The 13,290-nt window shown below is 69.0% G+C and carries 8 protein-coding genes; 3 read left to right on the forward strand and 5 right to left on the reverse strand.

The features are described 5' to 3' along the window. Positions 1–51: 51 nt before the first annotated feature. The 3 genes from ABGB18_RS25945 to ABGB18_RS25955 all read left to right on the forward strand — a co-directional run bounded on the left by ABGB18_RS25945 (position 52) and on the right by ABGB18_RS25955 (position 4,739). Positions 52–1,968, forward strand: a complete 1,917-nt coding sequence (locus ABGB18_RS25945) for a hypothetical protein (protein ID WP_347698192.1) — start codon at positions 52–54, stop codon at positions 1,966–1,968. 1,373 nt (positions 1,969–3,341) lie between these two features. Continuing rightward, the gene (locus ABGB18_RS25950; RefSeq protein ID WP_347698193.1) at positions 3,342–3,737 is read left to right on the forward strand and encodes a peptidase inhibitor family I36 protein; all 396 of its coding nucleotides are present in this window, start codon (positions 3,342–3,344) and stop codon (positions 3,735–3,737) included. A gap of 108 nt (positions 3,738–3,845) precedes the next feature. Further along, a complete protein-coding gene (locus ABGB18_RS25955) occupies positions 3,846–4,739 on the forward strand; it encodes a hypothetical protein (RefSeq protein WP_347698194.1) in 894 nt (297 codons plus the stop codon). A gap of 390 nt (positions 4,740–5,129) precedes the next feature. Here the strand turns inward: ABGB18_RS25955 and ABGB18_RS25960 are convergent, their stop codons facing one another. From ABGB18_RS25960 to ABGB18_RS25980, 5 genes are all read right to left on the reverse strand, one after another. Further along, positions 5,130–5,798: an HNH endonuclease family protein gene (locus ABGB18_RS25960; RefSeq protein ID WP_347698195.1), complete on the reverse strand. Its 669-nt coding sequence runs from the start codon at positions 5,796–5,798 to the stop codon at positions 5,130–5,132. A gap of 63 nt (positions 5,799–5,861) precedes the next feature. Then, positions 5,862–9,269, reverse strand: coding sequence for a 2Fe-2S iron-sulfur cluster-binding protein (locus ABGB18_RS25965; protein WP_347698196.1), 3,408 nt, complete (start codon positions 9,267–9,269; stop codon positions 5,862–5,864). Beyond that, positions 9,266–9,508: a sarcosine oxidase subunit delta gene (locus tag ABGB18_RS25970; RefSeq protein ID WP_347698197.1), complete on the reverse strand. Its 243-nt coding sequence runs from the start codon at positions 9,506–9,508 to the stop codon at positions 9,266–9,268. Before ABGB18_RS25970 ends, ABGB18_RS25965 begins: the two co-directional genes overlap by 4 nt. Further along, entirely contained in the window at positions 9,508–10,710 is a 1,203-nt protein-coding gene (locus tag ABGB18_RS25975; RefSeq protein WP_347698198.1) for a sarcosine oxidase subunit beta family protein, read from the reverse strand. Before ABGB18_RS25975 ends, ABGB18_RS25970 begins: the two co-directional genes overlap by 1 nt. After that, complete coding sequence (locus ABGB18_RS25980; protein WP_347698199.1) at positions 10,707–13,157, reverse strand: FAD-dependent oxidoreductase; 2,451 nt, start codon at positions 13,155–13,157, stop codon at positions 10,707–10,709. Before ABGB18_RS25980 ends, ABGB18_RS25975 begins: the two co-directional genes overlap by 4 nt. Positions 13,158–13,290 lie beyond the last annotated feature (133 nt).

Here is a 13,290-nt window from a genome sequence, read left to right on the forward strand (position 1 = left end):
CCGGGAGAAGTGTCCCTGGTAGACAACTCGGTGACCCCCCAGGGAGCTCTCATGATCAGCGGGCTGTACCAGGGACAGGACGGCGACTCGCGGCTGTCGCTCCGGATCGACGTCGACGGGACCAGACCCACTCAACGGGTCAGTGGCGACGTGTTCACCGTGGCGGGCGCGACGACCTCCTACGTCGGCTCGTTCGTGGTGAACGCCCCTGTAAGGGTGCCGGCCGAGGGTGACGGCGTGCGAATCCAGGGGCGGGGAGCGTTCACGTTCGGCACGACAGAGCCGAACGTGGCCATCGTGATCGCCGACCGGTCTGGGACGGCCGTGGTCGCGGGGCGTACCTATCAGGTGTCCTTCGCCTCTCCCCACTTCCGCAGCGTGCTGCTGGAGCAGGACTCCGTGGTGGGAACCGTGCCGTTCGTGTCGTACCAGACCGGTACGCTGCCGGGGCCGAGCGGCTCGCCGGTGCGGGAGCTGAGCGTGAGCGCGGCCTACGCGGAGGCCGGCATCGAGCTGACCCTCGCGGAGCCGGGGGTGATCCCGGTGCAGGGCTCCGGCGCGGACCTGGCGTGGGACGACGCCGAGCTGCACCACGCGATGACGCAGCACTTCAACGCGTTCGGCGACGCACCGGCCTGGCGGGTGTGGCTGCTGGTGGCCAGCAAGCACGTGGGCGCCTTCCGGGGCATCATGTTCGACTACAACGACCGGCACCAGCGGCAGGGGGCCGCGGTCTTCTACGACGCGATCAGGGGCACCACGCCGCAGGCCCAGCGGGCGCAGTTGCGGACCTACGTGCACGAGCTCGGCCATGCCTTCAACCTGCTGCACTCCTGGCAGAAGAACCTCGGCACGCCGCCCCAGCCCCTCGGCCCCGCCGGCGGCTTCGGCGACCTGTCCTGGATGAACTACGTGCAGAACTACGTGCCCGGCGGCGAACCCGGCTACTGGGCGGCCTTCCCCTTCCAGTTCACCGACGCGGAGCTGGCGCACCTGCGCCACGGCTTCTACCGCGACGTGGCCATGGGCGCGAACGCGTTCGGCACCGGGGCCGCCGAGATCGACCCGTTCGAGCGGCCGGTCGAGGACAACTCGGGGCTGCGGCTGGAGGTGCGCGCCAAGGACTCGTTCGAGCTGGGCGAGCCGGTGGTGGTCGAGTTCAAGCTGTCCTACGAGGGCGAGCCCCGCAGCACGCACGGGCACCTGCACCCCGACACGGAGTTCACGCAGGTGTCGATCACGCAGCCGGGCGGCAGGACCGTGCTCTACCGGCCGATGATGCGGCACTGCGTGGACACCTCACCGGAGATCCGGCTGGACCAGGGCAACCCGGCGATGTACCGCAGCGCGTACATCGGGCACGGCCGCGACGGCCACTACTTCCAGCAGCCAGGCGAATACCACGTACGCGCCCAGTACATCGCCGCCGACGGCTCCCGCATCGTCTCCCCCGCCTGCCTGGTCCGGGTGCGCCTCCCGGTCAGCCGCGACGACCACCGGGTGGCCGAGCTGATGCTGGGCGAGGAACAGGGCAAGCTGTTCTCTCTGCTGGGCTCCGACTCGCCGACACTGCGCTCGGGCAACGTGGCACTGGACGAGGTCATCGACCGGTACGGCGACCACCCGCTGTCCGTCTACGCCCGGCTGGTCAAGGGGTTGAACGCCGAGCGGGAGTTCAAGGCGGTGACGGCCGGCAAGCGGCTGCAGGTCCGGCAGCCCGATCCCAAGCAGGGCATCGAGCATCTCACGCGGGTCACCCAGCAGCCCGGCGTCGACAACATCACCCTGAACCTGGTGATGCGCCGCCTGGCCAGGGCCGAGGCGCGGCAGGGGGATCTGGAGCGGGCGAACGCGGTCATGGACCAGATGGTCGCCACGTTCCAGGCCAAGGGCGTGAACCCGATCGTCCTTGGCCAGATCCGGCGCCAGGCCGACCTGACGAAGGCGGCACTCAGCGCCGAGGCCTGACGGGCTGCGAGGGTAGGCCGGATCTGCAGTGATCTTCACCTGCTGAGGGGCGTTCCGGGGAAAGGCCCAGACAGCCTGCCGTACTGACGGCTGTCACAGTGGTCTCATCCAGAGCGACCTCGGCAAACGGATTGGACCCGCTGGAGATCACCACCCATTCCAGAGTGCCTTCGTCATCGTCTCGCGTCAGGGCGACCCAGCCAATGCCGCCGTGGGCGCATGACTCTCCTGCCAAAGCGCGGCCTCCGGCGTAGGTGCGCGAGGCGAGCACACAATCGACATCCACCCAGTCGACGGCCGTCCATGCGGTGGCTCGTAGGCGCTCGACCCACTCCCACCGCTCAGCTCCCAGATCGTTGCGCCGACCCGGCGAGGAGAGGCACCTGAGGTCCATCACTGACAGAGACCCATCGGCGAATAGGGTGAAGTCTCCGGCAGGCGCCTCCCAGGCACGCCAGCGGCGATGTACCTCGTACGCGGCGGCTGTCATGTCGGACGTGTCCACGCCAGCATCGTGACATAGGGCAGCAACCACACAAGGCCGGACGGAACAACCGAACATTCGGAAAACTCGCCTAGCAGTTCGGCGCCGGCCTTGTCGTCACAGAAACCCCGCAGCAGAGGCCCGACCGTGGTGTTCAGATAGTCCACCCCGGCCGACCGGGCCGCCCGGGTGCCGTAGAGGTAGTCGACCTGCCTGAGTCCCCGAACAGGTTGCCTTCGCCACCAAGCCTCAACTCCTGCGGGTGCCCAAGAGCGGATGGCAGCGCCTGACGTGCGAAGCGCGCGCCAAGGGCGCTACATCACCCTGGCCATGCTCGCCCTGGCCTTCCTCGCCGTCACCTGCGCCGCCCTGGCCCCTGAACCCGCGAGCCGGCCACCACCGACCAGCTCATCATGGCCTCCGCCAACAAGATCCGCCGCCTTTTGCCCTGCTGACCCGACCACTCATCAAAGAAGACCACATCCTGCTCTGTCACGCTGGCGACGACGCCGCCAAACCTGCGCCCGACAAAGCCACTACCAGCGACAACGCCTCAAAGATCGATAAGTGCGGTTGGAGTATTGGTCCCACCGCGAAGGGATCGCGAGAGCCACGGGTTCCGCGTGAGCCGGTCACCGCGGCGGGGAACATGGTCACTCCCTCCAGATCGCACCAATGAACAAATACTTCCATGTAGTTAACAAATGATGCATTAACACGGAAGTTGATGCATGGTCAAAATGTTGTGGACTGAGCGTTAATGACTTTGTCCAAGCAGTTCTGGCAATCTGAATCCACAACGGCCAAGGGCATATTTTTGACAGAGTAGCACGTTAGAGGCCGTTGAGAGACACGCACGTCATGAACGCTCAAGAAAGGAATCTCCCTCATGGGTCGTATCATGCGCAGGGCCGGGCTCGTCGTCCTCACCGTCGCCACCGCCACTACAGCCTTCTCCACCGCCGCTCAAGCAACGCCTAAGAATGGCGTCTGCGAGACGGGCGAATTCTGCGTATACGAGAACTACAACCGCACCGGGGGAATCGTCGACTGGACGGGCCCCGATACCAACTACAACGATAACTCCTGGATCGGCACCACCGATGGGATCGACAACGAGACAAGCTCTGCCTGGAATAGAGAGCCCTGCCAGGTCCAGCTTTGGCAGAACGTCGGTGGCTCCGGAGCTGTCGCCCGCATCTCGGCCGGCCGCATCGTTGACAATGTGAGGGACGACACCGATCTGGGTGACAATATGGCGAGCGCGCACACGATGAGCTGCTGAACCATCCCTCTGGCCCGGGACCTCCCTAGGTCCCGGGCACCGTCTCTTTCAGCCCGGCATCGCGGGGCATCCCGGACCCCTTCATCCGCATTCTTCTGGTGAACGGTGATGAGAAACCAAACCAAAGCTGTGATGCTGGTTATTGCGTCGATCATCGCGCTGAGCGGCATCGGATACTACGCAATTCTGGACCGCCACGAGCCGAGTGTTGGCGAGCGTGCCGCTGCCGTTGATTTGAGCCTGCCTTTCGACGCCTACGAACTCACCGGCGAGGCTGATTCTCGCTACAACCGGGCGTTTGATCTACTCGCCCGCGCGTGCATGAAGAACGCCGGATTCGATTGGTACGTGCCGCCGCAGCCAAATTCTGGATTCGATCCCAAGCGGCGCCGCTACGGAGTAATCGATCCAGACATCGCAGAACACATCGGTTACCATCTCCCGGTCAGCGCTCAATCACAGCTAACTCTACGCAAGCGAAACGAGATTCTCAGGAATCCACGTGCGGCTGATAGATATTTCGGATCCAATAAGGCCGGGAACCCGGGAGGTTCCGACAAGTCCGCAGATGATGGTTGTGCTGCATCGGCTTACGATCGCCTCGAACGCTCGGTCGGCAAGGTCGACGAGGCATTACTTATCCGTCTCAATAGAGCGTCCCTTAACGCCGCAAAAAATCAACCCAGCGCGCAAGCCGTGAACAAGTCATGGCAGACATGCATGCGCTCTCGCGGACTTTCCTATGCTTCTCCCGATGACGCCATCGCCGACAAGGAGTGGAAGCTGAACACCCCGACGGCATCGGTGAAGGAGCGCGAGGTGGCCACCGCGGACGTCATATGCAAGTACCAAGTCGAGATGGTGGACGTGTTACGGCGCGCCGAGGTGATGATTCAACAGAAAAACATCGCCGAGAACAGCAAAGAGCTGGAGCTTTTGAGGCAGGCCGCACAGGCCCGCGAGAAGAACGTAGCAGCGGTTCTGGAGGCGCTGGAACGCTAGAGCTCTTGCCCCGACCATGACTCATACTATGAGCAGATCCAGGTTCGTCATCGCAAGCGTTATCGCCGCCCGCTTCGTCGAGGCAGCAGAACTGCATAGCGGCACCATAGCGCTAAGGCCGCCCCAGAGGGACGGCCTTAGAATGTGATGTTCGGAGCCAAGCCCCTAGGCACCTGGAGAAAATTTCTGCCCACAGTTAAACACAGCTATCGAGTGGCGGCAAAGGTGATGAGGCTTTGCTTACTTTGGCGCACTTAATACGACTCCCACACCCTATGCGCCGCCTGCTCAGATTCGCCCTTGCTCAGATAGGCCTTGGCGGCAGGATGGTCAAGCTGCGCGGTCCGGCGGCGGGAGGCCCTGGCGGCGTCACGAGCCGCCTGGATGCCGTCAGCAGGCGTCCAGGATGGTCTCCATGGCGTCTTTTTCCGCCGAGGTGACCCAGACCTCGTACTTCGCCTTCACGTCGATCTGGCGGGCGATGTAGGAGCAGCGGTACACCTTGCTGGGCGGGAGCCAGGTGGCGGCGTCGCTGTCGCTCTTCTGGCCGTTCAGCGGCCCGTCCACGGCCAGCAGGTTGAGCGGGTCGTTGGCGAACTCCTTGCGCTTGGCGTCCGACCACCGCTGCGCGCCCTTCTGCCAGGCGTCCGACAGCGGGACCAGGTGGTCGATCTGGACGTCCGAGCTGGTGTCCTGGCCGCGCTCGAAGTCGATCGTCTTGCCGCTGTACGGGTCGTGGAGGGTGCCGCTCAGGACGATGCAGTCGTGGGTGCCCGGCTTGAACTTCTCGTCCTCCATGTCCCGCTTGAGGATGTCGTTGCGGGTGTCACAGCCGTTGTGGTCCACGTCGGACCAAGCGGGGCCGAACTCGTCGCGGTCGTAGCCGGTCTTCGGGGCGCGGCCCTTGACGACCAGGTCGGCCAGTTTCTTCCGGGCGTCGGAGATGGAGGCCGAGTCGGGCTTCTGAGGCCCCTGCCGTGCTTCCAGGCCGGTGGTACCGCAGCCGGTCAGTAGCACCGACGTGGCGGCCAGACCGGCCATCATCGTTCGAACTCGCACCCGTCCCCCAGACCCGCTTCAAAACTTTGCCAAGTCTAGGTAATCAAATGCCCAAATTGCGCCCTACAACCCCACCAGGGCGTCGATCAGCCACTCTGCCAGGTATTTCGTGAAAGATGATCTTACGTAGATGCGGTAGGTGGCGGGTGCTCTGCGCTCCAGCAGCACCGAGGTCTGGGCCAGCAGCGTTTGGGCGTGGCCGGGGAACGCGTCCGGGTGCAGGTCCAGCGGGCAGCCGGTGATCAGGACGTCATCAGCGCGCAGGCCCGAGAGCTCCAGGATCGTACGCTGGTCGGACACGTCCACCCAGCCGGGGCCTGGTGGGAAATTTCCGGATATGAACCACCAGGACGGGCTGAGCCGGAGACCGACACCCGGGTCCGTCCCATGGACCTCCCACATCGGCTCGAACGGCACTTCCCGCAGCCGGACGGCCTCGGTGCTCGCGGCCTCGAAGCGGGCGGCGAAGGCGGCGGCGGGACTCTCCGCGCGGCGTTCCCCCCGGTTGGGGGTGCGGGATGCGGCGGCGGTGACCAGCATGTATCGCTCACTGGGGGCGCCCGCCGGCGCGTCGCCGGCGCGTCGCTCGGTGGGGGCGCCCGCCGGCGGGTCGCCGTCGCGGCGGGCGTTGTCGGGGTCGTAGAAGACGGGCTCGACGACGGTGACCCTGTGCGCCGCTCCCCCGGACACCGCCACGAGACGGTCGCCGACGTTGGCGTTCCTGGCCAGGGCCAGGCTGAACGCGCGGCCCAGCGCGGCGCTGTGATAGCTGGAGGTCACGTGGCCGAGCATCGGCACCGCCCCGTCCACGGGCAGGAGGGCGGCCCCCGCCTCGCCGCTATGGGGACCGGGTGGCGCGATGAGCTGGGCGCCCTCCTCCACGAGGGTCGCCGGGGCGTCGGGGAGCAGGCCGATCAGGCGTTTGCGGTCCGTCCTGGCCGTGTCCGGACGGGAATGGGAGCGTTTGCCGACGAAATCGGGCTTACGCCGGGAGACGATCCAGGACATCCCGAGGTCCTGCGGGGTGACGGTCCCGTCGGTCTCCTGACCGACGATCGCGAAGCCCTTCTCGGCCCGCAGCACGTGCATGGTCTCCGTCCCGTACGGCACCGCGCCGAGCTCCAGGACCGTCTCCCACAACCCCCTGCCGTACCGCCACGGGACGTTGACCTCGTAGGCGAGCTCGCCCGAGAAGCTGATCCTGAAAACCCGCCCCGCCACCCCGAGCACAGGTGTGCTCGCGTAGCGCATGAACGCCAGCTCCAGCGCGTCCGGGGCGATCACCGCGATGATCTCCCTGGCGCGCGGGCCGACCACGGCGACCGTCGCCCAGTGGTCGGTGACCGACGTGCAGGACACGTCCAGGTCCGGCCATTCCGTCTGGTGCCACTCCTCCAGCCAGTCGAGCACGGCGGCGGCGTTGCCGGTGGTCGTGGTCATCAGGAAGTGGTCCTCGGCGAGCCTGGTGGTCGTGCCGTCGTCGAACACCATCCCGTCCGCCCCGCACATCAGCCCGTAGCGGCAGGCCCCGACGGGCAGGGTGGAGTACATGTTCGTGTAGATCCGGTCCAGGAACGCGCCCGCGCCGGCGCCCCGGAGGTCGATCTTGCCGAGGGTCGAGGCGTCCATGGCGGCGACGGCGGTACGGGCCGCGCGGCACTCGCGCAGCACCGCGGCCCGCATCGACTCCCCGTCCTGCGGAAAATACCACGGGCGTTTCCACTGGCCGACGTCCTCGAACACCGCTCCCCTGGCGATGTGGGCGTCGTGCATGGCGGTGGTCCTGACGGGGTCGGACAGCTCACCACGGTCCCGGCCCGCCAGGGTCGCGAACGACACCGGTACGTACGGCGGCCGGAACGTCGTGGTGCCGACCTGTCCGGGCCCGGCCCCGAGGAGGGCCGACATGACGCCGGCCACCGCCGCCCCCGAGATCTTGCCCTGGTCGGCGCCGGTGCCCGCGGTCGTGTACCGCTTGATGTGCTCGACCGACCGCATGCCGGTCCCGGCGGCCCGGACCAGGTCGGCCACGGTCACATCCCGCTGCAGATCCACGAACGCCGGCTCCGCTTCCGCCCCGGCACCGGCCGGCTCCGCCGGAACGTCCGCCCCGGCACCGGCCGGCGGGCCGGGGGTGAGGTCGCCGGCGACCCACAGGGCGGCCGGGGGCCGCGGGGGCCGCTCGTCGCACTCCGGCACCCGCAGGGACGCGGCCGCCCGCCCCACGTCCAAGACCGCCCGCCCCGCGTCCAAGACCGCCCGCCCCGTGTCAGGGGCTGCCTGCCCTGTGTCCGCGGTGCCGCCCGCCCTCCCCGACCGGCCGTCGAGGGCCGCCTTGGCTGCGGCGGTTCCGGCGGTGTGGCCGTCCGCGATGGCCTCGCGGGTGCCGTACAGCCCCCTGCACGCCCCGGCCGAGCGCTCGGCCTGGGCCGACGTGCCCGGCACGAACGCCTGCCGCCCCACGTCGAACCGCACCCGCCCCTGCGACTGGCTGAACAGGTGCACGGCCGGGTTCCAGCCGCCCGCCACCGCCAGCAGGTCGGCCTCGAAACGGCGGTCCCCGACCCGGACGCCGGTCAGCACGCCCGCCGCGTCACCCGTCGTGCCCGTCACCACCGCCCCGGCCAGCACCTCGACGGGAGCCGCGAGCCCCGCCGGGCGCGGGTCCACGACGGCGGCCACCTCCACCCCGGCGGCCAGGAGGTCGAGCGCCGCCGTGTACCCGGAGTCCGCGCACGCGAACACCACCGCCCGCCGCCCCGGCCGCACCCCGTACCGGTTCACGTAGGTACGGGCGGCCGAGGCCAGCATCACGCCGGGCCGGTCGTTGCCCGGGAAGGCGAGCGAGCGCTCGTGTGCCCCCGTCGCCAGGACCACCCGCCGCGCCCTGATGTGCCACAGCCGCTCGCCCCGGGCCCGCCGCTCCACGGCCACCACGTAGTTGTGGTCGTAGTAGCCGACGGCCGTGGTCCTGGTGAGGACCCGGGCGGGGAGCGCCAGCCCGGCCACCCATTCCAGGGCGGGAACGCCGTCCAGGAGGACGCGGCTGTTCAGCAGATCTCCCCCGAGCGACGGCTGGTCGTCCACGAGGATCACCCGCGCCCCCGACCGCCCGGCCGCCACGGTGGCGGCCAGGCCCGCCGGACCGCCGCCGACCACCAGCACGTCACAATGCAGGTAGCCCTTGTCGCAGCGCCGATCGTCCACGGCCTCCGGGTCCACCCGTCCCTTCCCGCGCAGGCTCCACGCCTCCAGCCCGTCGTACAGCTCCACGACGGTGGCCGCCACCATCGGATCCGCGCCCACCCGGACCAGCGCGTTCGGCTCCTCCGGCCCGGCGGTGAAGACGCCGCGCGGGCGGCCGAGCTCAACGCTGCGGCCGACCACGCGTACCCCGTTGCGCAGCAGCGCGGCGGCCAGCGTGTCGCCCGGCTCGCCCCGCATCGGGCGGCCGTCGAAGGTGAACCTCATGTGGTGTTCCTGATCTCGTGGGTGACCGTGTGCCGCTCGACGTCGAACCAGCTCCGGCAGCCGTGCACGTGGAACCAGCGCTCGCGGAACCAGCCCTTGGGGTTGTCGCGCAGGAACACGTACTCGGCCCATTGCGCGTCGGACGTCCGCCCGGCGGGATAGGCGACCCCGGCCTGGCCGCCGTAGTGGAACTCGGTCTCGTCCCTGGGGCCGCAGTGCGGGCAGTCGATCAGCAGCATCAGTGCGCCACCGCCGCCGCGCCGTGCTCGTCGATGAGCGCCCCGGTGGTGAACCTCTCCAGCCCGAACGGCTCCGCCAGCGGATGCGGCCGCTCGTGGGCGAGAGTATGGGCGTACACCCAGCCGGAGCCGGGGGTGGCCTTGAAGCCGCCGGTGCCCCAGCCCGCGTTCAGGTACAGGCCCTCCACGGGGGTGGGGCCGATGACGGGCGAGGCGTCCGGGGACACGTCCACGACGCCCGCCCAGGTGCGCAGCACCCGCACCCGGCTGAAGATCGGGAACAGCTCCAGCGCCGCCGCCATCTGCGCCTCGATCACGTGCACCCCGCCGCGCTGCCCGTAGGAGTTGTACGCGTCGATCCCCGCCCCCATGACCAGCTCCCCCTTGTGGGCCTGGCTGACGTACACGTGAACGGCGTTCGACATGACCACGCAGTCGAGCACCGGCTCCAGCAGCTCCGACACCAGCGCCTGGAGCGGATGCGACTGCAGCGGCAGCCGCAGCCCGGCCTGGGCCGCCAGCACCGACGTGTGCCCGGCCGCCGCGAGCGCGACCTTCCCGGCCGCGATCCGCCCGCGCGAGGTCTGTACGGCCACCACCCGATTTTTCGTGATCTCGAACCCGGTGACCTCACACCCCTGGACCAGGTCCACCCCGTACGCGTCCGCCTTGCGCGCCAGCGCCCACGCCACGTGATCGTGCTTGGCGATCCCGCCCCGCCGCTGCAGGGTCGCCCCCATGACCGGATACCGCGCGCGCCCGGACACGTTGATGACCGGGCAGAACTTCTTCACCTCGTCCGCGTCCAGCCACTCGGCGTCCACCCCGTTGAGCCGGTTGGCGTTCACCCGGCGCCGCCCCTCGCGCACGTCACCCAGGTTGTGCGCCAGGTTGAGCACCCCGCGCTGGCTGAACTTCAGGTCGTAGTCCAGCTCCGCGCTCAGCCCCTCCCACAGCTTCAGCGAGTGCTCGTAGATCGCGGCGCTCTCGTCCCACAGGTAGTTGGAGCGGATGATGGTGGTGTTGCGGGCCATGTTCCCGCCGGCCAGCCAGCCGCGCTCCAGCACGGCGACATTGGTCAGGCCGTGGTTCCTGGCCAGGTAGTAGGCGGTGGCCAGGCCGTGGCCGCCGCCGCCCACGATCACGACGTCGTATGACGGTTTCGGGTCGGGGTTGCGCCAGAGGAAGTCGGGGTGGGTCAACGTCGGATCTTCTCCATCCCGGGGTCGAACAGCGGCTCGGCGGCCACTTCCGCGGGGACGCGGCGGCCGAAGTAGGAAATGTCAACATGCGTCCCTGGGGTGGCGAGCTCGATCGGCAACCAGGCGTACGCGATGGGCCGCTGGACGGTGTGCCCGTAGGCCGCGCTGGTGACGTACCCGACCGTGCGCCCGCCGTGCCGTACCGGCTCCTTGCCCATGACCACCTCGGTGCTGAGCAGCGGCACCAGCTTGCGGGTGATCTCCGTGGACAGGGCGTCGCGGCCGATGAAGTCCTTGTCCTGCCGGACGGCGAAGCCCAGCCCGGCCTCGTACGGGTTGTGCTCGGCCGTCATGTCCACCCCCCACAGCCGGTATCCCTTCTCCAGCCGCAGGCTGTTGAACGCCGCCCGCCCGCCCGCGACCGCCAGCCCGGGGGCCCAGAGCGTGTCCCACAGCTTGAGCCCCATGTCGGCACTGGTGTAGAGCTCCCAGCCCAGCTCGCCCACGTACGAGACCCGCAGCGCGAGCACCGGTACGTGCCCGACATATCCGGTACGGCAGTTGAAGTAGCGGAAGTTCTCGTCCGACAGGTCCATGTCCGTGAGGCCCTGCACCAACTCCCGGGCCAGCGGCCCCCACACGCCCACGCAGCAGGTGCCCGGCGTGAGGTCGCGCACCCGCACGCCGACCGGCGCCTGCCGGGCCAGCCAGTCGAGGTCGAGGTTGCCGTTCGCGCCGACCTGGAAGGTGTCCTCCGTGACCCGCGCCACCGTCAGGTCGGAGCGGATGCCACCCCCGAGGTCCAGCAGCAGCGTGTACGTGACCGAGCCGGGCTTCTTGTCCACGTTGTTCGTGGTCATGCGCTCCAGGAACCCCGCCGCGCCCGGCCCGCTGACCTCGATGCGCTTGAGCGGGGTCATGTCGTAGAGCGCGACCCGCTCCCTGGTGGCGTGGGACTCGGCGGCGGCGATCGGCGACCAGTAGCGCGCGGCCCATTCGTCGCGCTGCGCCGCCCCCAGGAAGGGCTCGACGGCCATGCCCTGCGCCTCTTCCGGAAGGTCCGCGTATTCCGCCCGGCGGCGCCGTACGAGGTCCTCCAGCAGCGCCGTGTTCGCCTCGAACCAGTGCGGCCGCTCCCACCCCGCCGCCTCCAGGAAGAACCCGCCCAGCTCCCGCTGCCGCACGTGGAACGGGCTCGTCCGCAGCGGCCGCGGCGCCTCCATCGGCTGCAGCGGATGGATCACGTCGTAGACCTCGACGAAGTTCTGCCTGCCGCGCTCCTCGACGAACGCCGGCGACAACTGCGCCTGCTCGAACCGGTTGAGCTCGCACTCATGCAGGTCGGACCCGGAGCGCCCGTCCACCAGCACCTCCGCCAGCGCCCGCGCCACCCCGGCCGAGTGCGTCACCCAGACGGCCTCGGCCACCCAGAACCCGTCGAGGTGCGGCGCCTCGCCGATCAGCGGGAACCCGTCAGAAGTGAAGGAGAAGATCCCGTTGATGCCGTCCTCGTACTTGGACTCGGCCAGCGCGGGCAGCAACTCGACCGCGTCCCGCCAGGCGGGGTCGAAGTCCTCCTCGGTGAACGCCTGCACCGACGGCATCGTGGTGCCCTTGGGGGCGATCTCGTCCTGGGCCACCGGCATCGGGCGGTGGGCGTACGAGCCGACGCCGATGCGGTCGCCGTGCTGGCGGAAGTACAGGTCGCGCTCCTGGTGCCGGAGGATCGGGCCCACCGGCTGGGCGGGCACGGGGCCCGATCTGGCGTACTGGTGGGCCAGCGGCAGCAGCGGCACGGTCAGCCCGGCCATCTTCCCGATCGACGGCCCCCAGAAGCCCGCCGCGCACACCACCACGTCCGCCGGGATCGTCCGGTATTCGCCCGCGGTCACGACCGAGACCCCGGTGACCCGCCCGCCCTTCTGCTCGATGCCCACGACCGTGTGACCGGGCAGGAACCTGGCCCCGCGCCCGGTGGCCCGCGCCGCCTGCGCCTCGCCGCACGCGACGGCCGCCGCCAGCCCGTCACCGGGCACGTGGTAGCCACCGAGCAGCTTGTCCCGGTCGAGCAGCGGCCACAGCTCGGCGCACCTGCCGGGGTCGATCAGGTGCCCCTCCACCCCCCACGACTCGGCCCAGCCGCACCGGCGGTGCAGGTCGGTCCAGCGCTCCGGGGTGGTGGCCACCTCCAGCCCGCCGACCTGGCGGAAGCATCCCTCACCGAGGGCGGCGTACTTGCGCACGGTGTAGGCGGCGAACTCGGTCATCGTCTTGGACGGGTTCGTCTGGAAGACCAGGCCGGGCGCGTGCGAGCTCGATCCTCCGGTGGTGAACAGGGGCCCCTGGTCGACGACCGTGACATCGGTCCACCCCCGCTCGGTCAGCTCGTCGGCGAGAGCGCATCCCACGATGCCCGCTCCCACGACCACCAGACGGGGCCGGCTCATGACGCCTCCGATTGTTCCGTAATACGCAACACGTGGCTGACTACGCAACGAACATAGAACCCAGCGATCCCCCGAACAAGAGCCCCGCGCTGGCCGCGGTGGACCTCCGGACGCGGTCCGCCCTACGCTGATT

It is taken from the genome of Nonomuraea sp. B12E4 (assembly GCF_039871825.1).
GTDB lineage: Bacteria > Actinomycetota > Actinomycetes > Streptosporangiales > Streptosporangiaceae > Nonomuraea.